Here is a 24,420-nt window from a genome sequence, read left to right on the forward strand (position 1 = left end):
ACCGAACTGCGGGTGAACCTCCAGTAGAAGATGCACATGGTCTGGCATGATTTCCATTTCGATTACATCGACTTGGATTTCTTCACAGATTGACTTGACCAGCTCCTTTAGTCTGGTGTCAACGCCATTGACCAACACTTTTCTGCGGTACTTGGGACAGAACACGATATGATACTTACATGAATATACGATATTGTGGATTGAATGATATTTTATTTCTCCCATATTTGTATTATACAACTTTAAGAAAGATAATACAACACAAGTTAAAAAGTAATTCTCCACCTTCAATTACTTACGTAAATTCGGTGGACACGCCTTATATCCCCATAACTAAAGTTATGGGGTTACGGCGTTTTGGATAAGCTGGCCGTTCACGCTTTGCAATATGCAGCTAGTCATGCGGAACCAGCTTGGAAGTATATCTTTTACTTAGTCGGTCAGCGACGTGGGCATAACGGGCTGTAACCTTAGGATCACGGTGGCGGAGTGTATCCTGCACCAGTCGCAAGTCCTTGGTTTCCTTATACAAATTTGTGCCGCAGCTGTGCCGGAAAACATGGCAGGAGTAACCGGGGTGCTTCAAATCGCAGGCAGTCAGCGCTTTGTTCATAATGGAGCGAATTCCATTCCGGGAAATACGGCCCATGAGGTTTCTATTAGATGAAGAAAGAATCAGCGGCGTGAGAACGCCATCTTTTTTTATTTCCCGGTCACTCGGAATAGACTGCAGGTATTCTTCCAGAATAGTAAAGGTTTCATCGCATGGATATATGGGTTCCATACGCCCTTTTGCACCTTTCCCACGAACCATTATAGCTCGGGCATCCCAGTTTATATCTTCCACGCAGGCCCGATGAACCTCAATGTTGCGCAGCCCCTCAACGCCCATCAGGTACAGGATGAGCGTGTTCCGATACCGTGTAAAGGGATTCGTGTCCTCATCAAAAACATGTACGATTTCATTCATCTGCTGGGGAGTATAGTAATGTAACAGCGCCTCGCTGTTGCTGCCAGTAGATGGTGCTTCTAACTCCGCAGCAGGGTTTATCCTTATAAGACCGACTTTCCTTGCGGCTGTATAAAAGGCTTTTACCGCGACGAGCATAACCTGAATGCTGTCCGGTTTGTACTGCCTGTTCAAGAGAAATTCCCGATACAGGATAAGCTGGTACTCGTTCATCGATAACGGATTGCGTTCATGGGACAAGCACCAACGGATGAAGAAGTCAATCTGGTTGCAGTAATGCCGCATCGTATCATCGGAGGGATTTCCCTTGGCAACAACCCGGCGAATGAATTCAGCATAGTGCAGGATGAAATATTCCGGGGTAATTTGATGAACATCAAGCGTTTGTGATAATGAATTTGTTGATATAGTCAAATTAGTGTCTGACATGGAATCCTCCTTTCTAAGTTATCAGATAATTATGATAATACCAGTTGCTACGAAAAAGATGGTGGAAATGTTTCTTTTTTCATTTTACAGTGGCTTTCGCTTTTTAGCAATACTAAAATAAGAGATGCTTCAACAATTTGGAACCGTCTCTTATTTTAGTGTTGTTATATCATAAATTTAGAATAAAATCCAAGTTTATGATATAATGAACTTGAGTATGAATTAATTCTATTTGGAGTAAATGTCATGAAAACTATAGAACGAAATCAATATTTAGGATTTTTGCAGCGTCATCGGGACAAGCATATCATAAAAGTGGTGTCCGGCTTCCGTCGCTGCGGCAAATCTGTTCTCTTCCAATTGTTCCGAAAGTATTTACTGGAACAGGGCGTGCGAGAGGAAAACATCATTGCCATCAATTTCGAAGACCTGGCTTTTGAGGATTTACAGGAGTATCACGCACTGTACAACTATGTTACCGCCCATATGCGGCCAGATGGGATGAATTACATCTTTCTTGACGAGATTCAGCATGTGCCAGAATTCGAAAAGGCGGTTGACAGTTTGTTCATCAAGGAAAACGCCGATGTCTATATCACCGGCTCCAATGCCTACTTCATGTCCGGAGAACTAGCCACTTTACTGTCTGGCCGCTATGTGGAGTTGAAGATGCTGCCCTTGTCCTTCAAAGAATATTACGGGGCCTGCGGACTGGCGGCTAATCACAGCTTACAGGAAATCTATGAGCGGTATATCTCCGATAGTTCCTTTCCTTATACAATGCAACTGAATGGCAGGCAACAGGATATATCGGAATACTTGTCGGGCATTTATAGCACGGTTATTCTGAAGGACGTAGTGGGGCGGCTCCACATCGCCGATGTAAAGATGCTGGAAAGCATTGTCAAATACCTGTTTGCCAATGTCGGAAGCCTGCTCTCTGTCAAGAAGATTGCTGACGCTATGACCAGTGCCGGACGGAAAATCGATGGCAAGACCGTGGAACGCTATCTGAAGGGCTTGCAGGACAGCTGCCTTATCTATCCGACAGAACGCTTTGACATCCGTGGGAAGGAACTTCTGAAGATAAATCCTAAGTATTACGTGGTCGATGCAGCCATCCGTTACCTTAAAGTAGGCAGACACGGTCAGGATACAGGTCATATCTTGGAAAATACCGTATATCTAGAACTCCTACGCCGGGGCTACAAAGTGTATGTGGGTTCCATGACCGGCGGCGAGGTGGACTTCGTGACCAAGGATGCCCAGGGCCGTCTGGCCTATTATCAGGTTTCCGAGTCCACGCTTCAGCCGGAAGTCATGGAACGGGAGCTGAAGCCGCTGCAAAGGATTAAGGATAACTACCCCAAGTATCTCCTGACCCTCGATGAGGTCAACGCCACAGCTGACTACGATGGGATACAAAAGAAAAATGTCCTGAAATGGCTGCTTGAAGGATAACAACTCTTTTTTATTTCCTAAGGCTTATTATGCGGTAGTTTTTATATTTTTTTATCTCTATACAATAATCAATTTTTCGTTATCTACTAACCAACGTTCCTGAAATTGTCGTCTTGCAGCGTAACCTATATCTCTTATAACCTAAAATCCCGCTCAAAATTTAACCTACAATTCTTAAACCTAGTATTTATAAGGGGTTACAGTATTTCAAGTACGATTTTAGGGCTTTGTAGGTTAAGTTTTATTACCCTACAGAAAAACGCCGTGAAGCCTTGGTATTATTGAGTTCTTGGCGTAGGGTAAAAAATCTCCGGGATTTTAGGTTATAAAGCTACCATTCATAGCAGCACCTACTCCAGCACCAACGATAGGTATAACTTGCATAGCTTTTCTTTTTGAGAAATTTATTCCCAACTGCTTACAAACATCTCTAATCATTTTTATTATTAATTCATTACCCACTGTCTTATCTGCCATCTGCTTTGCAGCTTTTCGTTCAATAACCCACAATGCGTTTTTCCGTAATGTTGCTTCAAGCATCTTTAATTGAAGTAAAACTTGATTTTTCTCTTTCATACTATTTGAACCAGCTAACGACATTACAGATAGAACAAATTCTTTATCTTCTACGGTGTCGGCTTTATATCCATAACATAAGCCTATTTTATGAATAGTCCTTAATGCCAAAGTCAATATAGCGGGTATGTCTGCTGCCATTCCTGCCGCTCCCCACATTCCAGTGGCTCCCCCTTCTGCAATAGCTAAAGCTATTGCCCAGTTATGCACTTCATTTGCCATTTCATCAGATATTTCTAAACTTTTATATCGTAATTCTTCTATATTTTTTACCTTGCCATCTCTGATAATATCTTTTTCATCGGCTAAAAATTCTGCTGTTGCATTAGCTCCGTTAAGTACAGCTTGTATTACTTGCTCTGGAATTAGCAAGCCCGTTAGAATTTCCAATGGTTTCCCCAGTAAACTCAGACCTTCTGTCACCACACTCGGTTTTTGGTTCTGATAAGCTCGTATTTCTGATAACTGTCTTTTTTCGTAAGTTGACATATTGGTCGTTTCCATACTTTTCATCCCCTTACATCTATCCTTGTTTTTATGTGACTAAAGCAGCAGGTTTTGACATGAGGCTTTTCAAACGAAAATTACCTTTTTTTATCCTGAGCGAATAAATATGCTCCTACTGTAACTAGGACTCCTCCAAGTGCTGCACCAGCATATTTCATTCCTTGAGAAAGCATAGATGGATTCTTAGGAACTTTATCCACTGAAAATTTTCTTGGTTCATAATTTTTCCCATATCTTTTGTCTAACCATTGAACGAAATAAAATAGATATTCTAAGCATTTTATGGCATCCTCTTCGGAGGCTGTATATCCATCATGTAGAACTGAATTTGCCATAGTTCTAATTTTATGAATTTTACTTAACAACTGTCCTGGGACAATATTTTTAAAAGAACTACTTGTCATTCTATAGTATAAATCAGAACCGTTATTTTCTTGTTTATCGTATGATAACCTTTTGTCTTTTCTATACATCCATTTAACAGCACATTCTAACGCAGTTCGTGTACTGCTAATACATGATTGCGGTGACTCCTTAAATACACTTTCCGCATTAATACATGGTTCCCCAAAGGCACGGTATTCCTCTATATCTTTTAGAAATATAAAATTAGCCATTATTGCCTCCAATAATTATCATTTTAGAAAAACCACTATATTACTTTTGCTATAGCCCTTATAAAACGATCTATAGTATCTATATTAAAGTACGGATCTAACCAAAAGTAAACATGATTTACTAATGCATATTCATTAAGCGCATCTTCTTCAAAAAAAATATATATATCATTTTGATTAGTTTTAAAGGAAATTTTCATAACAGGAGTTTTTAATATTACTTCATAAGAACTGTAGCCACTATGACCATGATATGTTTTTTCAGTATATGTAATAGTCTTTATGTCATCATACTTTATTCTAGCTATTTTATTGAAAAACATGATATAGAAACTATCATAGGTAATCGCCCAACCAAAGTTAAATTCATCATCAATACTCAAATGCAATATATCTTTTGGACAAGCTTGACCTTTTGTAACTAATTGTATATAAATATTTCTCGATTCTTCATCTATAGTAATATCATCATAATCATTAACAATATATTTACCAGTATAAACCGAATAGCGTCTACTCGATTCAAATACACTTTTATCAGCAATTACTTTAATCATCTCTCTCGTAGTACAGCTAAACGAATTGTTTGGTTGCTCAACACGATTCAACTGCATTGGTACAGTCTTATTAACTTCTGATATAGATGGTGAATTGCTATAATTAATGAATTCTCTCCAATTATCTGCAGAATTATTATCAGAAATATTTAATTTGGGAAGTTCTTTTTTGAAAATAACCGAGAGCCATGTTACAATTATCCATTCAGCATTTTGGGGAGTAACACCATGTTCCATTTCTAATTTATTTTTTAATTTAAATAACATTTCATTAGTTAATGATTTGTCTACTAAAAAAAGAATGTCAGCATCAAAACCTACCATCAATAAATTACATTTCAATTTCTCATGTGGCATTAAGTCTTTTAGAAGACTATGAATTTTATTGCGTTCATTCATTATTTTTTTATTTGATATTAAATAAGTACCAAGAGAATCTATATTAAGTTCTTTATTAAATGCATCTTCACCCTTAGGTGATTTTGTTATCCTATCGACAAATTCCTTGAACCCCATCAACAATTCACCTCGGTTCTTTTGAAATTAGTTATATATTAAAGAGCATATATATTGGTTAATTTACGGTGTTTTAATTTCATAATATTAAACTATAGCAACTCAATTACCAATTTTAAAAAATTATGTAACATATTTACTGTATCATCATTAGCTGTATTTAATAACATATCCTCATTTATTTTATATACTTTTCCATTTTTACATTGAATATTCAATGTGTCATCACAACTATAGTTCCCATACCCCCTTAATACTAACGTACTTGATCTTCTATTTGCAGAACTATCAGATGTAAATACTTTTTCAATACTTTCATAAGGAATTACTTCGCCAATACAAAAACTATCTTTTGTAAGTGCCCATCCGCAATTAATATCATATGTAGTGCGCACATACAACAAATCACTTTCGTTATAACTACCTCGACAAAGTTTTTTTAATATAAGTCGTTTTTTTGTATCATTAGGCACCTCGATATAATGTCCAGATGTGTAAAAAAAATCTTCACAATTTCTTCTATCCATGATATCCCAAACACCTATTTTATTATTTTTCCAGCAATTATTTTGGATAAAATCTGCCCACGTACTTTGTAAAACTTCATTCAATTCAGCCATTGACAACGTTTTATAATTATTATTGTTAGAGTTACTGCTATTAGGCACATTATTAGTAATGACACTGTTTTTATTAGTTGATAGATTTGTATTTACATTATTGTTGGACATAGGACTTGACCCCATGTATTGGGGCGTTACTTTTTTTTTAAATATTACCGTCAACCATGTTATAATTATCCACTTTGCATTCTGTTCATCTATTCCGTAATTATTCTTCAGCTGATTTTCAAACATATTAAGCTTTTCACATTCATTGCCTTTGTCCAATAGGGAAAGTATATTATCGTTATATCCCATCATTAATAAATTTCTTTTCAATGTTTCATGGGGCATAATATCTTTTAAAATACTCTGTAATTTGTTACGATCACCCAATACATTTTTATTCAATAATAAATAATCGCCCAAATTGTCTAATGTTAGATCGCCCTCAAATTTTTCTTCATCAGCAAAGGTAATTATTTTTGTCATAAATTCTTTAAGCCCCATATTTATCTCACCTCATATTAATTTATGATATTAATTATCATCATTCTCTTCATCACCGCTTTGAGGCAACTTGATTTTTTTTAATGTATGTTTAAGCAATACCAACTTATTCATAATCAAATAACCTAATGAAATATCATCTCTACTACCATTAGAGGACATTTTAGGTAAAACATCCTCTATAATTTCTTGGTTAACAGAAATGAATCCATCATTAGCTATGGCATCGATAATCACCTTATAGAACTTAAATAAATGTTCTTCATTTTTCCAGTTTGCAAAGCAATCATCTAAACCATCTGAACTTAAAAAAACAGCAACGGGGCAATTTGGGTGTTGCAAACTACAATCTAAAACTGCATGTCTAATTTTTGTATCAGCATCTTGCTCACACAGCGAAGTCGTTACATTAAGAAAATTATCATCGTCTTTCGGTACTGGAGTTGTAAATAATCCATTCTTTTGAAGAACAATACAAGTTCCATCTCCTATTTGTAACAATAATATCTGATTTTCAATAGCAATTGCACACAACATTGTGGTTCCATATGCATTGTACAAATATCTTTCCTGAATCGTTGAATCTGAAGTAAAATACCTTTCTTTATATTTCTCGCTGATATATTTGAACCTCACCTCTTGATCATTTGGCGCTCTTGTTTCCCAATCCTGCTTTACGGCATTTCTCCATGACATCCAAAATGAATACTTAAAGTTTTTTATTCCTGTTTCGCTAAATGTTCCATCTTTATATTTTAATAATGGCAATGCACTATTTATTAAACACTCCACAGCCAGGCGTGACCCCACTTCACTACGAAAGCAATCATTGCTCCCATGCCCATCTGCAACAACTACAATTTTTATTCCATTTTTTTCAATACATCCAGAACTATCCTGGCAAGGAAATCCTTTTTTGCTATATTTTTCGCCAGGCAATGAGACTGAAAAAATTCTATAATTCATAATTCTCACCATTCTTTCATATGCATCAGGGCATAGGAGCTAGTTATTTTTTACCAAGCTTCATCAGCTTTGGCTGCTGAAATTTCACCTTTAGCTGCAGCTTCTTCGCCACCACGAGCCTCTATCTCATCAGCAAGCACAGCAGTATTATCATCAGGATTATTATTGCTATTTCCTGGATCAACTTTTCGGCTAGCAACCATTGATGATGTAATTGAAACAAACCTTATCATATTTTTTAAATCCTCTGGATTATTGGTATGAAGTACAGTTTCGGTATTACCTGTAAACTCTGCTAAAATATTATCATCTGCATCACCATACCCAATAGCTACCCTTATCGCAACTTTATACCAATTATTATTTTTTAACTTTTGCAAACCAGATTCATAATCGTCAGTAGGCGCACCATCAGATAAAAGGAATAACACTGGAGCTACAGAACCACTAGCTCTTTTCATAAATCCTTTATCCACCGAAAGTTTATTGTTCAATTCTCTAAAAGCTGCCCCCATAGCTGTAGGTCCAGCTGCATCCAAACTATTCCAAGCCAAGTTATCAGGGGAAACGAGTTGATCGCCAGTTACCCAGTTAGGCCCACTAGAAAAAGCCATAATTGCTATCTTAATTTCTGCATCGCCATTCACATCGTTCATCGATTGTAATTCTGGCAAAACACCTTCAATAGCAGCATTAACTCGTCCTATAACATCACCAGCCATACTCCCTGAAGTATCCAGCAGAAAAATAACAGGACACATTCTTCTAGTCATTTCAACTTTATCTAAAATTCCACCCATGATATATACCTCCTCAATTAGACATAACTTCTCCTACGATGCCTTTACCAAAATCAATTGTAAAGCCTTTTCCTAGAACCGCTACTTCATTGGTATCTCTTGTTGCACTACTTCCATCAGGAGCTTTTATTGTCCACTTTAATTTAGAGAGATTTTTTAATCCAACTTTTCCCGGTTTTTCTAAAACAATTCCAGCACATGACGAACTATTCTTTTCTGCAGGAACTATATGATAATCATATAGTTTCGCTCCGCCATAAATTGGTATGCACACGTTTATATTAGCACGTTTAGGAAATTTAATATACCCAATTATATGAATATTATTCTTACAATCAGGACAAGACATATCTCTATCTGATTCTATAAATACATCAGAATTACAATGTGGGCACTTTACCAAAGAAGACTTCAATCTCATAAGTACATGTATCCACATTGCTTCTAACAGTCTTGAATTACTATCGCCTTTTAGTAGGCTTTCCTTGCTAAATGACTGCTGAAAAGCTTCCTTTACATAGCTTGGAAAATACTTCCATCTCGCAATTGCATTTCTATGAAGACCTGGTATTGGTCTATTTGAATCATTATTCTTATCATATATAAAAACAGGTTCTTCACCAAAGAATTTTTTTTCATATTTACTTGTTAGTGCAGGTACATTGGTTTTTTTGCCTTCTAATGGGTGATCACCCATAAACAATATAAATAACACAACTGCTAATGAAAATCTATCGGTTAACTTATCTGGTTTTTTTTCACCTCTAACAATTTCTGGAGCCATATAACGTGATTTCCCTAAAATCCCAGAATATCCTCCATGTCCCATAACATTATCATTATCACAAATTAAAACGCTACCATCATTAGGATTAATGGAAAAATTACCATCATTTAAGTCTTGATAATTATATCCTTTGTTATGCAAGGCCTCAAACGCTTTTACAATATTTATTGCCGCATCAACCATGGCAGTAGCACTAGCAAAGTTTGCTCTTGCTGTAATAAACTTTGAAAAACCTACATAGCCGCTTGGATATAAATCCATTATGTACCCAAAGGTATTATTGGTCCATTCAGTTAATTGCTCAGGCCAAATAAAAGCACTCGATGGTGGACCAGACTCTATATTATCTTGAAGATGTTTATAAAATCCTTTTGGATCATTCAACTTAGAAACATAATACCATTTAAGAGCTTTTTCCTTTCCAGTATTATCTAACCTCACTTTATAAACAATTCCCTGACCCCCTTCACCTAATTTGTCAATTACTGTCACTGTCCTCCCATCAATTAGCCTAACTTTCTGATTTCTTTCCAATCTTGTTTGTACACTCATTACTTTCCCTCCCTATAGTCTTAACCACCAATAGGTATATTAGTGATCATTTCAATCACCTCATTAACTTGATGCGACTCATGTAATCCAGTTTTACACCACAAAGCAAAATGTTCACAATTATTGGTTACCAGATTATATTCTTCTTCTCCCAACTTTTGCCGTGCACGTTTAACAGTTTCCGCAGGTGAATATAAATGATATTTACTGCTCTTGTGGCTTCTTATCCATGCTGCTAGTAAGGAATACTGTGGCATTGCTGCAAAAGCTGCTATTTTTACAGGAGTAGGTGAACCATACTCCTGTGGAAAATCACAAGAGTAAAATTTTGTTTCCCCATCCAGGAATTCTTCGATAGGCGCTTCATGTATACAAAGCCTACCATTTCTATCATGAGCATAATGTATAACTCTTCTATTTCCTACATAAATACCGAAGTGCTTGTATCCAATGCGCTGTACATATATTACATCACCGTAATCCGGACTGTTTTTTCTTTTTTTCGCCTCACCACCTCCAACAAATTTCGCAATATCCAACACAGTCGATAAGGGGTCTCTAGACAATGGACCAAACATTATATCACCAGCTCTTCTAAAAAAATTATACTATATTTTGAACTGTCATGAGAAAGTTGGCAAGGCAATTAAATTCATCACCATTTACATAATTCCAAGAATTAGGTTTTCCATTCCATTTAGGGTCTAATGCATCAAGTCTATCAATATATGAAATCGGATAACCATTCTTGTTATTTATGCGCCATATATTATTCTTATACTTTCTATTATATGTATAAAATGATTCCGTAAATACAGATTCTATATCTTCATATTTCACACTTTCATTATTATTCGGCCTTTTAATATAAAATGCTTCATCTGTAATAGCCCAACCTCTTTGATTATCGCTATCTATGCTTAGATGAATTATACTGTCTACTTTTGCTTTACCGTTGCAAATTAATTGTGTATATAAAAATTTACTACCATCATCTAATCCATTATCATTATAATAACTTGTTCCGACTCTCCATTTATAAGGAGCATGGGGAAACGACGCTTCAAACAACTTCTTTATTGCAGATAGTTTAACTGCATTTGCTGATGCTTGACCATAGCTTTGTGCGCTAGTTGAGCGTGACACTGGATGATTATTTCCTTGTATGGTATTTGAGTTTATCAAATTGGGATTAATATTCTGTACACTGGTTGCATTTATAAGTGAATCATTAATGCTTTGTATTCTGTTTGACGAATTACTATTTCCATTTATTTTGTTTTTATTCGTCAATGATTTATCAGCATCTAACGCATTGTTCTGACTAATTGAAATATTTTTTCCAAAAATTTCAAACCAAGTTATAACCGACCACTTTGCATGTTCTTCACTAATGCCACGATTATTTTCTAACTTTTTTCGTAACAAAATAAACATCTCATCATTCAGAGAATTTTCTTTCTTGGCAATTTTAGCTATTCCTTCTTCATATGCTGCTAGTAGCAGATTACTTTGACATTTATCATGACTATAATAATCTTTTAATAACGATGACATTTTATTTCTATCTGTCATTATCATCGAATTATTATTTAAAATATCTCCAATACTATTAGCATCAACACAAGCGTTAGAATTCGAACTACCAAGTATACTTCTTATTTTGTCGATTATAAACACTATTATTCACCATCTTTTTTAATATCCAAAATATGCTGCATAATAAAATCAGCCGTTTGAGCAGAGACAGCCACCAAAGTTCCTTCAATTGCCTCACGCCTTAGCTAAAGCCAAGGCGTTTGGTATAGTATTTTTCTCCCTATGTGGGAAATCAAGAAAGTGGCGAATCGTAGATGCGAAGCGTTCATGCGGAGCTTATTAGCCTTGCCGCAAATTGCGTCATATCGAACTACAGGCTTATCGGAGGATGAATGGCGATAGCACGGTTTCATGATACGTACTGGCGTAGAAAATGAGACTTTTGTCTCTATGCCTTATTTATCATTCTATTTTTTTGTGTGGGCTCATAGTTCATCCACACCTGAACCGAATTCCCTTCAATGCCTGTCCCTGCTCAAGCGGCCAATGCCGCTTGAGCTTATTTTTCCATCAATTCCTCGATGATAAAGCTTTCTTCCCCTGCTAAAACGAACTTTGGCTCGTAGTCTACCTGGGTGTGCAAAAGGGCTTCGTCTATCTTGATGGACACCTCATCCGACACACGAGTCAGTTCCTTTACCATAGCTCGCACCTTGTTCCTGTCGTAGTCGATGGTCTTGATGCGGTCAATGTCATAAAAATAGGTGGTCTGGTTGCCGTCATTGTTGAAGACATACCCCCTGCCCTCGCCCTTCTGCAGCTCATGGGAACTCTTGCGGTTGGCAAGCCGCTGCATGGTCATGAGGAATGCCCGGCGGCTTTTGTTGGCATCTACGGCAGCATCAAGGTTGAACGACATCCCTGCTTTGGCCTTCCCAATAGCCAGCCCAAGCTGTTCCTTCTCATTCATCAGTTGCTGCCAGATATCTATCAGCTTTCCTACCTCGAACATTTCTTCCGATTTGCAGCTGACATCCACGCTATCATCCTGCTGCCCAGCTAATGCCTTGCTGCGAAGATGCTTTTCCGTGACCGTCATTACATTGTCCTCGACAGACAGATAGCCACTTATGTAATCCAAAAGCTCAATTATTTTGTTTTGTGCCTGAAAGGCTTCCTTTAAGTTCATATTGATATACCTCCTATTCCGTATTATTTCGATATTTTTATTCTTATTCCTTCATTTATCGTGAAAGAAATACACGTTACCGCTGCGCCCATGTCACTTAGTAGACTATGACCTTATCCCAGAAATCCTGCATAGTCTCCAGCTCCTGAGATTCATCGATTCCGGTCTTGCACCACACCGCAAAATGCTCGCTGCTGGCATAGCCGCTCTTCCCTAGTGCCTGTTCAGCTCTGTCTGCTGTCTCTTCGTGGGTATATCTGTTGTATCGTTTTGCCTTTGCCGCCTGTTCCAACAGCTTCCCAATCTTCTGCTGCGGCATCACAATGCTGCTTACAGGTGAGGGCAGTTGGTATTTCTTCATACGACCATAATTCTTCGGAAACACACAGACGGAACAGCTTTCTGCGTTCTGCAGAAAATCCTTGAGAGAACGTCTATGAACATCTCTGGTACCTTTGGGACTTTTCCCGTATAGAATGATGTCCTTACCTGTCCAGATGCCATAGCGATTGGAGAATCCATATTCGACGCATAGGACGTCACCACGTATCAGTTCCCGCCGTCGATGGCGGGGAGAACCGGAATGGAACGCCTGTCCTAACAGGCCTTTTAACAGGATATTTAACAATTGGTCAGCCATTTGGCTCTCCCCCCTCCATTTGGTCAAACTCCTGCCGGGGCAGGCTTCAGTGATGCCAGGGTATCATCCAGCGATTTGGTTAAATCCTCCATGGAGCTCTTGAACTGGGTAATCGCCCCCGTACTGTCCTCCAACTCCTCGGTATCTCCCTCAGACATTGCCTGTTCCCGCAAGTCCGCGATGATTTCTTCTCCACGCTTTTGCAGGGTTGCCTGCAATTCCCGAATGGATGCGGTTACTTCTTCGTAAACCTTTTCCCGCTCAGCGTCTGTAGTGCATTCCTCCATGGCCCACTCCGCATCACGGCGTACCTTCTCCACCAAAAGCTCCATACCATCTGCTTTCGGAACATTCCTGCGGGGGCGTTCCTCGTAATCATCGTCGTAGTCATCCGACTTGCCTTCGGACTCCAACCATGCCGCCAGTGCCAGACCAGCCACGCCGCCTGCTGCAAGCAAAAGCCCGTTCTTCCACCATGTCATAATAATCACTCCTATCCTTGTACTCAACCTATATATGCTTGGTGATGATTTCAGTATATCGGACAGGGAAAACGAAAAGGTTGCCTGCTTGGCAACCTTTGAAAAAATTTTATTCTTTTTTGACGTTCTTTTCGCTTATCATTCTTGTGGCATGTCCTTTTGTCTCCTGGCTGCCATCCGTTTCAGTGCTTCTTCGCGTGTAATTGTTTCAATATCTTCCGATTCCGTTTTTGGATGGGTTATAACAGCATTGTAGAAATTTACAGCTTCTTCCGTACCGCTGAACGCATACTTATTATCCCAATGTTTTATATGCTTTTGGAGGAATTTGATAATATGTTCCTGAAACAAATCCCTAGCGAAAGTAAATCTATATGTTTTCTTTTTTGTTTCTATCGTCATCGTACAAGGTCCCATTCCATCATACTCAAATTCGATTACGATATCTCCATATGCTTTTGTGGGCAGCCATGCTTTAAGTTTATAGTTCATCCAATCATAATCATCGAGCTCAACGGTTGTCGCAAACAAGTCTAATTCATTTCTCAGATTAAAGGATGATTTATCATATACTATTGGCTCAAATACGGTATTATCTTTAAGAGCGTACTTTCTGTATTTTCGTCTTTTCATAGCATTTCATCTCCGCATATTTTTTTGTTATCTACTCTCTGAATAATCAACCCGGTTTATTATATAGATCTGATATCCAGTTAATGTTTTCTTCGCCTTATTACCTGCCTGCTTTTCTCTACCGTATACGGAGAAGTCAGAACATCGTTATAAAAATCGATTACTTCTTCTGCACCATTGAATGTATATGTTTCTCCCCAGCTTTTCATGTGTTTTTGAATATAACGGACAATATGCTCCTGAAATATTTGGTCAGCAAATTCGAAAGAATATATTACATTTTCATTTTCGACCTTCATCTCACAAAAATATGCTCCGAAATAGGCAAATTCTATTTTGAGTTCTCCGTACTCTTTGGTCGAAACATTTGCAAAAAGCTTGTAATTCATCCAGTCATAATCATTAAGCTCAAGTTTTGTTGCCAGTACCTCAATATAGTTACGCCACTCAGGAGCAGATAAATCTTCGCCATATAGGAGAGGTTCCAGTTTTTGAATTTGTGGATTTCTTAAACTCTTTCTTTTCGTCATAAATTTCAACTCCGTTGTTATCATTGGCCTGAACCAAAAAATTGTCTATATCGTCAGTATACAGACGTGGCAGAGGGAGAAGGTTGCCTGCCTGGCAACCTTTAGCAATTTTTTTGATGTACAAAATCTGTACGGTTACCGTCTAACAGCAGGAAACATATTGTCCCTGTAGAATATATGCAGAAAATAGATTTGTAGATAGGAGATGATGTGATATGAGACGTGCCAGCGTAAAAAACTGCAAGCTTTGTGCTTTTTGTACCCACTGGTATGACCCCGGAAACAGTGCTATTGAACCACTTAATCCCGGCCTGAATTTGTGGAACTATGACGAGAAGGCCAAAAGCTTCTGCACGCTTCGTCCGGGAAAAATACAGCGGTTAGCCAGCCAGACCTGTTCGCAATGGGTATGTAAAATCACCTGAGCCAAAAGTCTGGAGACTTCTGCTGTCTATTAACAAACGCTGCTGCATCCGTAATTGAGACGCAGCAGCGTTTGTTTTTTATAGCTTGGACAAGCTGCCAGCCTGCGAGACAGCCATGACATGGATGATGCCAAAAAATCCTGTTGCAGGGGTTCACTGGGGTTACGAATCCTTGGTTTTGCGCCAGTTCGTCAGGGTCTTATGTCCACGCAAATCAAGCTGGTTGTTGATTCGATCAATATTGTAGATACCTTTTTTGATATAGAATTCTACAATCAGGTCACTCTCACTGCTATGAGATATGGAATAGCCCGCCCTTCGCAACAGGTCGCTGGTCTCCTCTATATCTAAATGCAGGGCAATAGCAAAAGCTAAGGCCGTTTCCTTGGTGGGATGGTAATCTTTGTCGGCTTTGATTTTCGAAAAATGTGTTTTGGTGATTCCCGCCTTTACATATATCTCAGATGCCTTACGCCCCTTTTCGCCAATAAGCTCAATCAGCTTCTCCGAAAAGGTAAGTTCCAAATTCTTCAGCAGAAATTCTAGTGCCCATTTTGCCCCACCAAGACCAGGGGCGGCCCCATGTCGTATATTGATATCCAAGATATCCTGAAGCTTTAACCCTTCCGGACGTAGATTTTTTCTGATATATGCAGCCAGTTCCCGCGTCAACACATCATTTTCCATAGCCATCCTACCCATTCCTTACTTTTTTATCACGCCGCTTGGCATCGTATAGTTCTATGGATTTTATTCGCTTTCAAAAAAAATTTTCCTCTTTATTTGATTAGCAATATTGACATTTCGTACTAAACTCATCACAGAGATTTTCTATAAAGTCACGCCTCAACAGGGTTAATTGCCATTCTGCAGGAATGCTGTCCAGCCCATAGGCCAGTCCTGCCAGCCCGCCTGCGATAGCACCTACAGTATCCGTGTCTTCACCAAGATTTACGGCAGTCAGCACACATGACTGGTAATCCTTGGTGTTGAGCAAGCACCAAAGCACGGCTTCCAAGGTATCTACGACATAACCGCTGCTCTGGATGGTATCCTTCGGAAGCTGCCCAAATGCCTGCACATCCCACAGCCGCTCGTACATGTCCATTTCCTCAGCAAATTCATCATGCTGCTCGTAGAGCCTATGTGCCATGCCAACTCCTATTTTGATGGCATCTGACACATTCGAGCCGTCAAGCAGCTGCATGGCGATAAGCACATATATACCGCAAGCCATCAGACTACGGGCATGAGCATGCGTCAGTTTTGATATGTCATGGACTACCGACAAATCCTCCCACGACAAATTGGTACCCTTCTGTTTGTACAGATATAGAGCCATAGGGGCAATCCGCATGAGGGAGCCGTTCCCGTTGTCATATGGGCTGCCGCCACCACAGAGTAATGGCTCCGTTCCGTGAGTAAATTTCATAAGGGCTTGCATGGTTCCACGGCCAATATCAAACATCACGCCATTGGGGGTGAATTTGGCTTCATTCATCCAACTGACAAAATTAGACATGATGTCCGTATAATCTATGTGGCCGATCCTTGCCAGACTCTCCAACAGACAAAGGGTCATACTGGTATCATCCGACCAAGAGCCGGCTGGCACATCATAAGTACCATAACCACGCATATCAACGACTGGGTCCGCCTCAAGTTGTGCACGAGTCTGAAATTCTACCGGAACACCCAAAGCGTCTGCTATCGCATGGCCGAAAATCAAGGATTTTACCATATAAATATTCATGTACCTCACCTTACTTATCAAACAGAATTTCTGTCCTCGTCAAAATTCTACCCCAAAGTATTATTGCCCTGCTTCTTCGCAAACCGCAACAAGAATCATTCAGGCAATGAATTTCTGCCGCCTCAGAAAGATATATGATTAAGGCTTAGCATAGGCCGGATTGGCCTTGCGTACCCCATAGAACTTTTGAAGATAACGGAATGCCTCCTTCACCTCAAACGGCATATTCACGTGGGCGATAAAATTCTTTCCTTTGGGGCCATAGCCGTCAGGAGTATCCTGTAGCCGCTGTGCATCGCCCATAAGCAATTCCACATATCGGTCCATATCCCACATGCCTGCTGGAACGCCTTCATAGGCCAGTCCCTTTTCGTTGCCTGTTACCTTCACCTTGTAGGCAGCGTAGTTTACCACCAGCCCCGCACCTGCATGATGCCGCCAGCCAGCTTCCATGCGTCTTTGCATAGTGGCATCCTGTACCATCAAAACGCTGTCATGGGGCAGTTTTTCCTTTTCAAGCAAGGAAAGCAAGAAGGTGATGTTATTGCCGCAGTTGGTGGATTCCTTCTCCAAGTAATCTGCCGCCAGACCATGCTTCTCTTGGAGGTACTCATTGAAAAGCTCCGCCTCACAAGCGTCAGAAGGAACTTTCCTGCCCAAACAGGCCGCCATTTTCCTCTGCAATGTCTCCGTTGTATGCCCTGCCCCACCTACTATTATGTATTTTTCGGCCAGCTGTTTTTTCATAATCTCCGCAAAGACTTCACCGCCAGCCAGTATACTGCCGCCAAAAAGCACGGCCACATCTACCCGTGGAATATGGTACTTATCCTCTAAGGCTGCTGTAGTCAATTTATCGATATCCCTCGGCCCGCAGAAATTGCCCAAAATATTGACAGCCTCTGCAATTTTTGCCATTTCTTTTTGACCCATAACGCTCCGTCCTTTACACTACTTCAGCAGCCTGGCAAAGGCCCTGGCAGTCCTAAGCTCCGGTTCCTTAAAATGGCCGCCCTTATTCCACTCCAGCGTGCAGTAGATGCCATGTTCCTTTAGCCATGCATATCCGTCCCTAATGCAGTCCCCAACTTGGGACATAACAGCATTCCTGGTTTTCTCTTCCTTATCCCCAAGGCTCAGATATATGTTGGAACATCGGCTGGCATGACTCTTCATATAATCAACAAATCCCGGAAACCATATGGAGGGGGAGGCTGCAGCAATGCCCGCAAATCTATCGGTCTGGTATGCCGCCCATAGAGAAAACAGGGCCGCCAGGGAGTAGCCGCCAAGACAATAAACCTTGTCCTCATCCTTACACAACTCCAGTATCTCAGTCAGCGTTTCCCTCGCACCGTTGCCGAAATCATCTTTTCCAAAAACCGCAAGTGCCGGCCACGGAGATAAATCCTGGTTCCAGCTATCCACCTTGACCGCCAACAAGCGGAAGTCTTTGCCGGACAACCTCTGAATTTCTGCCACTTCAGCATCCATTCCTGCTATATCATGGTCATCCACAGGCTGAATGAGCGTAATGACCGCATGGGGATTACCGTATTCGTAAGTAACCATCAGCCATCCTCCTAAAATTTCGTGGCAAAAACACCGAACATTGGTGTTTCACCGTAAAGCAACCGTTCCTTTTCGTCCCAAAGCTTGTCCGTTACATCAAATTCTGTATGCACATCGCCAAAGCCCATGTTACGCAACAGCTCCACATCCCAATAAGGGCGTTTTGTTCCACTGAGGGGCAGCTGCAACGGGTCGAACGGCTCGGTTATATCTGCGGCAGAGTCCAGAGCATCTCCATACTGCCGCAAGCATTCTTCCCGCCGTTCTTCTGCCCGTTTGGCCATAGCTTCATCGAAAAGCGGCATATTCCAGTTAGCGTCAAAGAGCAGCAAACGTCCACATGTCCGCAGCATCCGTTGGCATTCCGCATATACCTGCCACGGATTGGATAAAGTCCAGGTAACATTGCGGCTCACAATGGCATCGAAGGAATCATCCGGAAACTCCGGATGATTGATGTCCTTTTGCTGTAACGTGATTTCGAGGCCTGCTCGCTTGACCAGCTGCCTTGCCTGAGCCAGCATCCCCTCTGAACAATCCACGGCCGTTACTTCATAGCCCATTTTTGCCAAGATAATGGAAAAAAATCCGGGACCACAGCCCAAGTCGAGCACCTTGCGAGTACCCGCAGGCAATTTTTCCCGCAAGTAGTTCTGCCACGCCTCCACACGAAAACTGGCCAGTTCTTTTCGTATTATGTCGCCATAATTCTCAGCATCCTGCGACCAATATCGGGCCATGCTTTCTATATCCATCTACTTTGTCCCCCGAATCCAATCATCCAAGAATTGCATTTGCTTTTCCGTATGAAACCAATGTTCCCCATTTTCCATGACCGTCAGCCCTGCATGATGCTTTTCAGCAAAATCCTTCATCGTTGCCAGCGACGTCAGCTGGTCTTTTTCGCCGTACAGAATCTGCGTCGGCGCATTCCATTTGATAGGATGGCTCCTGACGTAGTTCAGATATTCCCAGGACAAATCCTCGCCAAATTCGGTATGTATTATTCTCTGGGCTTCCAGTTCCGCCTCCGTCACATTGGCCCATTTCATCATGTCCAAAATCAGCTTTTCCATATCCACGATGGGCGAAATGAAATATGCCTTCTGAATAAGTCCGTCTATTCCAGCATTTATGCTGAAAAAAGCCCCAATGCTGTTGGCAATCAGTCCAATATCCTCATGTTTTTCCACCAGCTCATCCACTGCTGCCCGAATTTCCTTTCCCGTCTCCCAGGGTGAAAAGGTCTGGTAATCCAGTCCGATTACTTCATCCCCAGGGAACAGCGTTTTGTAATACTCACTTTCCTCAGCACTTCCACCTTTGCCGTGTACATATAATATCTGCATTTATCTACTCCAAAAAATTTCTGTCTCAAATAAGCTTCCCTTCCAAATGGTCCAGTTCGTGCTGCACGATTTCTGCCTCGAAGCCTGTGAACTTCCTCTTTTCCTTGTGCCAGTCCATATCGCGGTATTTGACTTCAATCCATTCATAACGCTCAACTTCACGTTCACCGGGAATGGAAAGACAGCCCTCCACAGCCTTGTAAGTTCTTGGCGATTTCTTCATTACCTCTGGGTTCAGCATAGCCGTGAACCTGTTACCCTCTGCTATGGCAATAATGGACTTCCTCTCCCCAATCATGTTGGCTGCCATGCCCACGCAGTGCTCTCGGTGAGCACGAAGGGTGTCCAACAAATCTTCCGCTATAGCGATATCCTCTTTGACCGCCGCCTCAGCCTTCTGACCCAGAAACAGCAAATCCTTCATAATTTCCTTTACCATCTTCTCCTCCTGTTTTTCAGCTGCCAGACCGTTTCTTGGTCTGGGACAATGCGAAGCTCTCGTCAATTCTTCGCTGGAGTTCATCCATCGGCACACTTCCGTCCAGACATATCGTATACCAATATTTCCGGTTCATATGCCAGCCTGGAAAATACCTTTCCCCATCTACTAAGGCGGCCACCTGTTCTGCCGTACCATGCAAATCCATTATCCGTATAGGCTGGCTGCCACCGAGGCCAATCTTGCCGGGATGTACCTTCATGAAAACTGCATACCACTTCTTTGTGATGTGGGAGCGAATAACTGCCGCATTCATATCCTTCCACGGATATTCGAGTTCATCACCATAGGTATTCTGCACATACTGCAAAAGTTCCTCTACATACTGCCCATGAAAGCTGCCATGTTCACCGCAAGCCTCGCCTATACGGTCAAGGACTGCCTGATAGGCAGCCCGGACTTCTTTCTATCTTAGAGATTTGCTCCAATCTTGTAGGCAAAATCGGCAAAGAAAAAATATTTCGACAACATACAACTTGCCATCTTCCTTAATCCGACTGCCAAACTTCCTTTGTCAGCAGATTCGCACAAGATATATGACCATTTTCCAAAAAGCTGCCCGTATCCATGAGCACGACTTTCCCCTGATTCAGCCATTGCGGTTTGGAACCAGGATACAACGCCTGTACAGGAGTATGCCCCAAAACAATAATCTGCGTCTCCTGATGAAGCCCCGGATATTTAGCCAAAGCCCTTCCCCACAAGAGTGTTTTCGAACCCTGTTTCGCTAAAGGATGCTCCGGATTGCAATCTGCATGCACAAACCAATATTTTTGCCCGTTGACCTCTATTTCCGCATATAAGGACATTTTTTCTATCAGTTGAAGCCACGCTGCAATAAGTTCTTTACCTCTGCCGGACTTTCCAATGGCTTTGTATGTCTCAAAACCGCCACTCCCCTCAGCAAACCACAAGGCCTTCGGGGAACTTATCCGGTAATCGACCATACCTGCGTCCTGTCCTTCGGTACGCAGCGACTCATAAAACATCTGCTCATGATTTCCACGAAGAAAAATCATGTTTTTTGTTTCAAAATGTTCCAGCACCCAGTCCATCACGGGTACAGGATTTTTCCCCCGGTCCAAGTAGTCTCCCAGAAATACCACCAAATCATTTTCGGGGTTCACATTCACCTTTTGGTATACATCCATGAACCGCTCCCAGTTTCCATGGATATCGCCAAACACAAGCAGCCTGTTTACCTTATCCATAATTTTTCCCCCTCGCATATGAACAGCCAGTCGTTTCCTTGACTCTTCCATTCTGTTATTTTCCCTATCCCCGCACCTCATATAATTTGCGTAGGCCGTAGCACTTTATATCTATCATTGTACCATATTTATCTTCGAAAATATCGAAAGCCATGCAAAAATAGGGCTGTTGCACTAAGCCATTTCGCTGCAATATCTAGTATATAATAATCATCTTAGATACTAGTATTGTGGCAAAAGGATTACGTACAACAGCCCCAGCGTTTTACCTGGATGGTCAATCACCTTTTATCCCCCAATAGTTAATGGACCGATCTCCTGGGATGGGCCAGGCATTAAAGGACCTGTCTTTAGTTCGTACGGATAGTTAAGGGGGCCGGTTTCATACCCCAGCGGACCGGTTTTTTTCACCCTCAATGAGCTTACGACGTTTGACGCTGCCGGAAAACCACATTATACTTGAGACAGGATAATAATCAAAACTTGGAGGCTATGCTATGTTTATAACCAAACTTAACAAATAATGTTAATTTTTTTAATAAACTTTATTGCTCATTAACTACTCTCGACAAACCGAGTAAGGGCAAGTCCTCACCAAGCAAGCGGTCTACGTAGCAACTACTACAACTGGACGTAGCACTACGCCCTCTATCCCATAGGCTAAAAGCTATTTAGGAATACTTTAAGTCGTTTTGCTGATTTCAAGTAGGCGGCTTTTGCCGCTGAGCGAGATTCCCTGCGCCAACTTTGTACATTTTTACGAGCCCAAAGGCGATGTCTCCATCATTTGCGTAGAAATGAGGCTCTTTTCTTGGCTCAACCTTTCTAAAGTACAGTCCTCGTAGGTTCGCTAAGTTTATTATAGCATTGTTTTTAATATTTTTGAATAGTTTGATTATATTTGTTTACTATACTTGTGAAAATACGAATGGTGGCAGAATAAGTGTGCGACCGGTATTGGCATGAGCCCCAATATGCAGGACTTTGTGGAAACGATACTCAGTCAGCTGGCAAAAACAGAAGATTTATCTTTGCTGCGGCCAGAATCGACACAGGTTATTTATAATAAAACGGTAAAAGAGGGAAAACATGAACATTCAAATTTTCGGCACCAAGAAGTGTAATGACACCAAAAAAGCACAGCGTTTCTTCAAAGAACGCGGCATAAAGTTCCAGTTCATTGATATCCTGGACAAGGGAATGAGCAAGGGCGAGTTCCAGTCCGTGGCCAAAGTTCATGGCGGCATCGACGGTATGATAAATCCGGAGTGCAAGGACAAGGATGCTCTGGCTCGTGTCAATTATATGGCAGACAAACTGGAAACAATCCTTGAGAACCAACAGGTTATAAAAACCCCCGTAGTACGAAATGGCAAAGAGTCAACATTAGGCTATGAGCCGGATATTTGGAAAGGCTGGCAGTAAAGCTAAGAAGCGCTTCCCCAATATTCTCTTCGCGTTAGTTCACCAGGCAATATTTTTTCAGAAAGCGAGTGTTTGTTTTGGAAATCGTCATTGCAATGGATTCATTCAAAGGCAGCCTGAGTTCTATAGAAGCGGGAAATGCCGTTTGTTCCGGCATTCTTCGCGTCTATCCGGATGCTAAAATCAACGTACTGCCCTTGGCCGATGGCGGTGAAGGAACCGTCGAAGCCCTGACGCTCGACATGGGTGGCGAGTTGCAATCCATCATTGTTACAGGTCCTATCAACGAGCAAAAGGTAACCGCCAAGTATGGTATTTTACGGGACAAAAAAACAGCCATCATCGAGATGGCTGCTGCTGCAGGTCTTACCTTGCTTCCCCCTGAAAAGCGTAATCCTCTTTATACTACAACTTATGGCGTAGGGGAAATCCTGCATGATGCCATCCACAAAGGCTGCCGCCATTTCATCGTCGGTATTGGCGGCAGTGCCACCAACGACGGTGGACTGGGTATGCTGCAAGCTTTAGGCTGGCAGATGCTGGATAACGTAGGTAATGCTGTTCCCCATAATGCCATTGGGCTGGAAAAGTTAGCCGTCATCGACGATTCGACTGTACTGCCGGAACTAAAGGAATGCACGTTCCGTATTGCCTGCGATGTGACCAATCCCCTTTTGGGACAGGAAGGATGCAGCGCTGTATTCGGTCCACAAAAAGGAGCATCGCCCAACATGATTCCCATCATGGATGAATGGCTGCAACACTATGCAGAACTGGCAAAAGCAAAGTACCCGCAGGCTAATCCTCAAGCACCTGGAGCCGGGGCTGCTGGCGGACTGGGATTTGCCTTCCTGACCTTTACCAACTCTGCCTTGGAATCCGGTATCGACATCGTCATGGAGGAAACCAGACTCGAAGAGCAGATTGCTGCTGCCGACATGGTTATCACCGGCGAAGGCCGGCTTGACGGACAGAGCATAATGGGCAAAGCCCCTATAGGTGTCGCCCAGCTCGCCAAAAAACATGCAAAACCGGTCATTGCTTTTTCCGGCTGTGTCACCCCTGAGGCAAGACTGTGCAATGAACATGGCATAGATGCCTACTTCCCCATTCTGCGACAGGTTACCACACTGTCACAGACTCTTGAGCCCCAAAACGCCCAGCAAAACATGACGGATACCGTAGAGCAGGTTTTCCGGCTTATCAAAATTACCCAACATATCTAGAGAAAATATTTTAGGTACCTTCTTCATGTATACTGTGAGCGTACAAAAGTTATCCACAAAGCAGTCTCTGTTTGTTGTTTATTTGTTATATATTTGT

Annotated in this window: 29 protein-coding genes; 4 read left to right on the forward strand and 25 right to left on the reverse strand. The window is 41.3% G+C overall.

Going from position 1 to position 24,420, the window contains the following annotated elements; translation table 11 throughout:
- Both tnpA and G598_RS17715 read right to left on the reverse strand, forming a co-directional pair.
- On the reverse strand, positions 1–225 hold a 225-nt coding region (gene tnpA / locus G598_RS0110495; protein ID WP_037363978.1), incomplete at its 3' end, for an IS200/IS605 family transposase.
- Between the two features lie 169 nt (positions 226–394).
- On the reverse strand, positions 395–1,399 hold the full coding sequence (locus G598_RS17715; protein WP_051180206.1) for a tyrosine-type recombinase/integrase: 1,005 nt from the start codon (positions 1,397–1,399) through the stop codon (positions 395–397).
- Positions 1,400–1,645: 246 nt separating this feature from the next.
- Between G598_RS17715 and G598_RS0110505 the strand changes: the two genes are divergently transcribed.
- Positions 1,646–2,860, forward strand: a complete 1,215-nt coding sequence (locus G598_RS0110505; protein WP_026766932.1) for an ATP-binding protein — start codon at positions 1,646–1,648, stop codon at positions 2,858–2,860.
- Positions 2,861–3,178: 318 nt separating this feature from the next.
- Here G598_RS0110505 and G598_RS17720 read toward each other — a convergent pair whose 3' ends face one another.
- The 14 genes from G598_RS17720 to G598_RS0110575 form a co-directional block, all read right to left on the reverse strand.
- A complete protein-coding gene (locus G598_RS17720) occupies positions 3,179–3,940 on the reverse strand; it encodes an EcsC family protein (RefSeq protein WP_051180207.1) in 762 nt (253 codons plus the stop codon).
- A gap of 80 nt (positions 3,941–4,020) precedes the next feature.
- The gene (locus tag G598_RS0110515) at positions 4,021–4,560 is read right to left on the reverse strand and encodes a DUF4145 domain-containing protein (RefSeq protein WP_026766933.1); all 540 of its coding nucleotides are present in this window, start codon (positions 4,558–4,560) and stop codon (positions 4,021–4,023) included.
- Positions 4,561–4,595: 35 nt separating this feature from the next.
- On the reverse strand, positions 4,596–5,633 hold the full coding sequence (locus G598_RS0110520; protein WP_026766934.1) for a hypothetical protein: 1,038 nt from the start codon (positions 5,631–5,633) through the stop codon (positions 4,596–4,598).
- Between the two features lie 92 nt (positions 5,634–5,725).
- Positions 5,726–6,745: a hypothetical protein gene (locus tag G598_RS0110525; protein WP_026766935.1), complete on the reverse strand. Its 1,020-nt coding sequence runs from the start codon at positions 6,743–6,745 to the stop codon at positions 5,726–5,728.
- A gap of 30 nt (positions 6,746–6,775) precedes the next feature.
- Positions 6,776–7,711, reverse strand: coding sequence for a protein phosphatase 2C domain-containing protein (locus G598_RS0110530; RefSeq protein ID WP_026766936.1), 936 nt, complete (start codon positions 7,709–7,711; stop codon positions 6,776–6,778).
- Positions 7,712–7,761: 50 nt separating this feature from the next.
- Entirely contained in the window at positions 7,762–8,511 is a 750-nt protein-coding gene (locus tag G598_RS0110535; protein ID WP_026766937.1) for a vWA domain-containing protein, read from the reverse strand.
- Positions 8,512–8,524: 13 nt separating this feature from the next.
- On the reverse strand, positions 8,525–9,850 hold the full coding sequence (locus G598_RS0110540; RefSeq protein ID WP_026766938.1) for a protein kinase domain-containing protein: 1,326 nt from the start codon (positions 9,848–9,850) through the stop codon (positions 8,525–8,527).
- Positions 9,851–9,870: 20 nt separating this feature from the next.
- Complete coding sequence (locus G598_RS17725; RefSeq protein ID WP_051180209.1) at positions 9,871–10,428, reverse strand: lecithin retinol acyltransferase family protein; 558 nt, start codon at positions 10,426–10,428, stop codon at positions 9,871–9,873.
- A gap of 25 nt (positions 10,429–10,453) precedes the next feature.
- On the reverse strand, positions 10,454–11,425 hold the full coding sequence (locus tag G598_RS0110550) for a hypothetical protein (protein WP_211221564.1): 972 nt from the start codon (positions 11,423–11,425) through the stop codon (positions 10,454–10,456).
- 523 nt (positions 11,426–11,948) lie between these two features.
- Complete coding sequence (locus G598_RS0110555) at positions 11,949–12,578, reverse strand: hypothetical protein (RefSeq protein ID WP_026766940.1); 630 nt, start codon at positions 12,576–12,578, stop codon at positions 11,949–11,951.
- Positions 12,579–12,675: 97 nt separating this feature from the next.
- Positions 12,676–13,218 carry a C40 family peptidase gene (locus tag G598_RS0110560; RefSeq protein WP_026766941.1) on the reverse strand — a complete coding sequence of 181 codons (543 nt, stop codon included), beginning with the start codon at positions 13,216–13,218 and terminating at the stop codon, positions 12,676–12,678.
- Between the two features lie 23 nt (positions 13,219–13,241).
- Complete coding sequence (locus G598_RS0110565) at positions 13,242–13,700, reverse strand: hypothetical protein (protein ID WP_026766942.1); 459 nt, start codon at positions 13,698–13,700, stop codon at positions 13,242–13,244.
- Between the two features lie 138 nt (positions 13,701–13,838).
- A complete protein-coding gene (locus G598_RS0110570) occupies positions 13,839–14,333 on the reverse strand; it encodes a hypothetical protein (protein ID WP_026766943.1) in 495 nt (164 codons plus the stop codon).
- A gap of 80 nt (positions 14,334–14,413) precedes the next feature.
- Positions 14,414–14,863: a hypothetical protein gene (locus tag G598_RS0110575; protein ID WP_026766944.1), complete on the reverse strand. Its 450-nt coding sequence runs from the start codon at positions 14,861–14,863 to the stop codon at positions 14,414–14,416.
- Between the two features lie 215 nt (positions 14,864–15,078).
- Here G598_RS0110575 and G598_RS17730 point away from each other — a divergent pair, with 215 nt between their 5' ends.
- Complete coding sequence (locus G598_RS17730) at positions 15,079–15,288, forward strand: hypothetical protein (protein WP_037363970.1); 210 nt, start codon at positions 15,079–15,081, stop codon at positions 15,286–15,288.
- Between the two features lie 162 nt (positions 15,289–15,450).
- On the opposite strand, the gene G598_RS0110585 is transcribed toward G598_RS17730, so the two are convergent.
- The 9 genes from G598_RS0110585 to G598_RS0110625 form a co-directional block, all read right to left on the reverse strand.
- The gene (locus tag G598_RS0110585; protein WP_051180211.1) at positions 15,451–15,981 is read right to left on the reverse strand and encodes a transcriptional regulator; all 531 of its coding nucleotides are present in this window, start codon (positions 15,979–15,981) and stop codon (positions 15,451–15,453) included.
- 94 nt (positions 15,982–16,075) lie between these two features.
- Positions 16,076–17,041 carry an ADP-ribosylglycohydrolase family protein gene (locus G598_RS0110590; protein ID WP_026766946.1) on the reverse strand — a complete coding sequence of 322 codons (966 nt, stop codon included), beginning with the start codon at positions 17,039–17,041 and terminating at the stop codon, positions 16,076–16,078.
- Between the two features lie 138 nt (positions 17,042–17,179).
- The gene (locus tag G598_RS0110595) at positions 17,180–17,974 is read right to left on the reverse strand and encodes an ElyC/SanA/YdcF family protein (protein WP_080657014.1); all 795 of its coding nucleotides are present in this window, start codon (positions 17,972–17,974) and stop codon (positions 17,180–17,182) included.
- A gap of 18 nt (positions 17,975–17,992) precedes the next feature.
- On the reverse strand, positions 17,993–18,613 hold the full coding sequence (locus G598_RS0110600; RefSeq protein ID WP_026766948.1) for an alpha/beta hydrolase: 621 nt from the start codon (positions 18,611–18,613) through the stop codon (positions 17,993–17,995).
- Positions 18,614–18,624: 11 nt separating this feature from the next.
- Positions 18,625–19,368: a class I SAM-dependent methyltransferase gene (locus G598_RS0110605; protein WP_026766949.1), complete on the reverse strand. Its 744-nt coding sequence runs from the start codon at positions 19,366–19,368 to the stop codon at positions 18,625–18,627.
- Complete coding sequence (locus tag G598_RS0110610; RefSeq protein ID WP_026766950.1) at positions 19,369–19,962, reverse strand: alpha/beta fold hydrolase; 594 nt, start codon at positions 19,960–19,962, stop codon at positions 19,369–19,371.
- 25 nt (positions 19,963–19,987) lie between these two features.
- A complete protein-coding gene (locus tag G598_RS0110615; RefSeq protein ID WP_026766951.1) occupies positions 19,988–20,401 on the reverse strand; it encodes a peptide deformylase in 414 nt (137 codons plus the stop codon).
- Positions 20,402–20,417: 16 nt separating this feature from the next.
- Positions 20,418–20,762, reverse strand: coding sequence for an MmcQ/YjbR family DNA-binding protein (locus G598_RS17735; RefSeq protein WP_245582797.1), 345 nt, complete (start codon positions 20,760–20,762; stop codon positions 20,418–20,420).
- A 187-nt stretch (positions 20,763–20,949) separates the two neighbouring features.
- Positions 20,950–21,672, reverse strand: coding sequence for a metallophosphoesterase (locus tag G598_RS0110625; RefSeq protein ID WP_026766952.1), 723 nt, complete (start codon positions 21,670–21,672; stop codon positions 20,950–20,952).
- Positions 21,673–22,761: 1,089 nt separating this feature from the next.
- Between G598_RS0110625 and G598_RS0110630 the strand changes: the two genes are divergently transcribed.
- Together G598_RS0110630 and G598_RS0110635 are read left to right on the forward strand one after the other, a co-directional pair.
- A complete protein-coding gene (locus tag G598_RS0110630) occupies positions 22,762–23,097 on the forward strand; it encodes an arsenate reductase family protein (RefSeq protein ID WP_026766953.1) in 336 nt (111 codons plus the stop codon).
- Between the two features lie 95 nt (positions 23,098–23,192).
- Positions 23,193–24,323 (forward strand): glycerate kinase family protein, encoded by a 1,131-nt coding sequence (locus tag G598_RS0110635; protein ID WP_245582796.1) that lies wholly within the window; start codon positions 23,193–23,195, stop codon positions 24,321–24,323.
- Positions 24,324–24,420: the final 97 nt, after the last annotated feature.

Source organism: Selenomonas ruminantium subsp. ruminantium ATCC 12561, assembly GCF_000424065.1.
Lineage (GTDB): Bacteria > Bacillota > Negativicutes > Selenomonadales > Selenomonadaceae > Selenomonas_A > Selenomonas_A ruminantium.

Bases quoted from the DNA above. Each gene is read 5' to 3' on its own strand.
- G598_RS17715 (WP_051180206.1), bottom strand. From the start codon at position 1,399: ATGTCAGACACTAATTTGACTATATCAACAAATTCATTATCACAAACG.
- G598_RS0110505 (WP_026766932.1), top strand. From the start codon at position 1,646: ATGAAAACTATAGAACGAAATCAATATTTAGGATTTTTGCAGCGTCAT.
- G598_RS17720 (WP_051180207.1), bottom strand. From the start codon at position 3,940: ATGGAAACGACCAATATGTCAACTTACGAAAAAAGACAGTTATCAGAA.
- G598_RS0110515 (WP_026766933.1), bottom strand. From the start codon at position 4,560: ATGGCTAATTTTATATTTCTAAAAGATATAGAGGAATACCGTGCCTTT.
- G598_RS0110520 (WP_026766934.1), bottom strand. From the start codon at position 5,633: ATGGGGTTCAAGGAATTTGTCGATAGGATAACAAAATCACCTAAGGGT.
- G598_RS0110525 (WP_026766935.1), bottom strand. From the start codon at position 6,745: ATGGGGCTTAAAGAATTTATGACAAAAATAATTACCTTTGCTGATGAA.
- G598_RS0110530 (WP_026766936.1), bottom strand. From the start codon at position 7,711: ATGAATTATAGAATTTTTTCAGTCTCATTGCCTGGCGAAAAATATAGC.
- G598_RS0110535 (WP_026766937.1), bottom strand. From the start codon at position 8,511: ATGGGTGGAATTTTAGATAAAGTTGAAATGACTAGAAGAATGTGTCCT.
- G598_RS0110540 (WP_026766938.1), bottom strand. From the start codon at position 9,850: ATGAGTGTACAAACAAGATTGGAAAGAAATCAGAAAGTTAGGCTAATT.
- G598_RS17725 (WP_051180209.1), bottom strand. From the start codon at position 10,428: ATGTTTGGTCCATTGTCTAGAGACCCCTTATCGACTGTGTTGGATATT.
- G598_RS0110550 (WP_211221564.1), bottom strand. From the start codon at position 11,425: ATGACAGATAGAAATAAAATGTCATCGTTATTAAAAGATTATTATAGT.
- G598_RS0110555 (WP_026766940.1), bottom strand. From the start codon at position 12,578: ATGAACTTAAAGGAAGCCTTTCAGGCACAAAACAAAATAATTGAGCTT.
- G598_RS0110560 (WP_026766941.1), bottom strand. From the start codon at position 13,218: ATGGCTGACCAATTGTTAAATATCCTGTTAAAAGGCCTGTTAGGACAG.
- G598_RS0110565 (WP_026766942.1), bottom strand. From the start codon at position 13,700: ATGACATGGTGGAAGAACGGGCTTTTGCTTGCAGCAGGCGGCGTGGCT.
- G598_RS0110570 (WP_026766943.1), bottom strand. From the start codon at position 14,333: ATGAAAAGACGAAAATACAGAAAGTACGCTCTTAAAGATAATACCGTA.
- G598_RS0110575 (WP_026766944.1), bottom strand. From the start codon at position 14,863: ATGACGAAAAGAAAGAGTTTAAGAAATCCACAAATTCAAAAACTGGAA.
- G598_RS17730 (WP_037363970.1), top strand. From the start codon at position 15,079: ATGAGACGTGCCAGCGTAAAAAACTGCAAGCTTTGTGCTTTTTGTACC.
- G598_RS0110585 (WP_051180211.1), bottom strand. From the start codon at position 15,981: ATGGCTATGGAAAATGATGTGTTGACGCGGGAACTGGCTGCATATATC.
- G598_RS0110590 (WP_026766946.1), bottom strand. From the start codon at position 17,041: ATGAATATTTATATGGTAAAATCCTTGATTTTCGGCCATGCGATAGCA.
- G598_RS0110595 (WP_080657014.1), bottom strand. From the start codon at position 17,974: ATGGGTCAAAAAGAAATGGCAAAAATTGCAGAGGCTGTCAATATTTTG.
- G598_RS0110600 (WP_026766948.1), bottom strand. From the start codon at position 18,613: ATGGTTACTTACGAATACGGTAATCCCCATGCGGTCATTACGCTCATT.
- G598_RS0110605 (WP_026766949.1), bottom strand. From the start codon at position 19,368: ATGGATATAGAAAGCATGGCCCGATATTGGTCGCAGGATGCTGAGAAT.
- G598_RS0110610 (WP_026766950.1), bottom strand. From the start codon at position 19,962: ATGCAGATATTATATGTACACGGCAAAGGTGGAAGTGCTGAGGAAAGT.
- G598_RS0110615 (WP_026766951.1), bottom strand. From the start codon at position 20,401: ATGGTAAAGGAAATTATGAAGGATTTGCTGTTTCTGGGTCAGAAGGCT.
- G598_RS0110625 (WP_026766952.1), bottom strand. From the start codon at position 21,672: ATGGATAAGGTAAACAGGCTGCTTGTGTTTGGCGATATCCATGGAAAC.
- G598_RS0110630 (WP_026766953.1), top strand. From the start codon at position 22,762: ATGAACATTCAAATTTTCGGCACCAAGAAGTGTAATGACACCAAAAAA.
- G598_RS0110635 (WP_245582796.1), top strand. From the start codon at position 23,193: ATGGATTCATTCAAAGGCAGCCTGAGTTCTATAGAAGCGGGAAATGCC.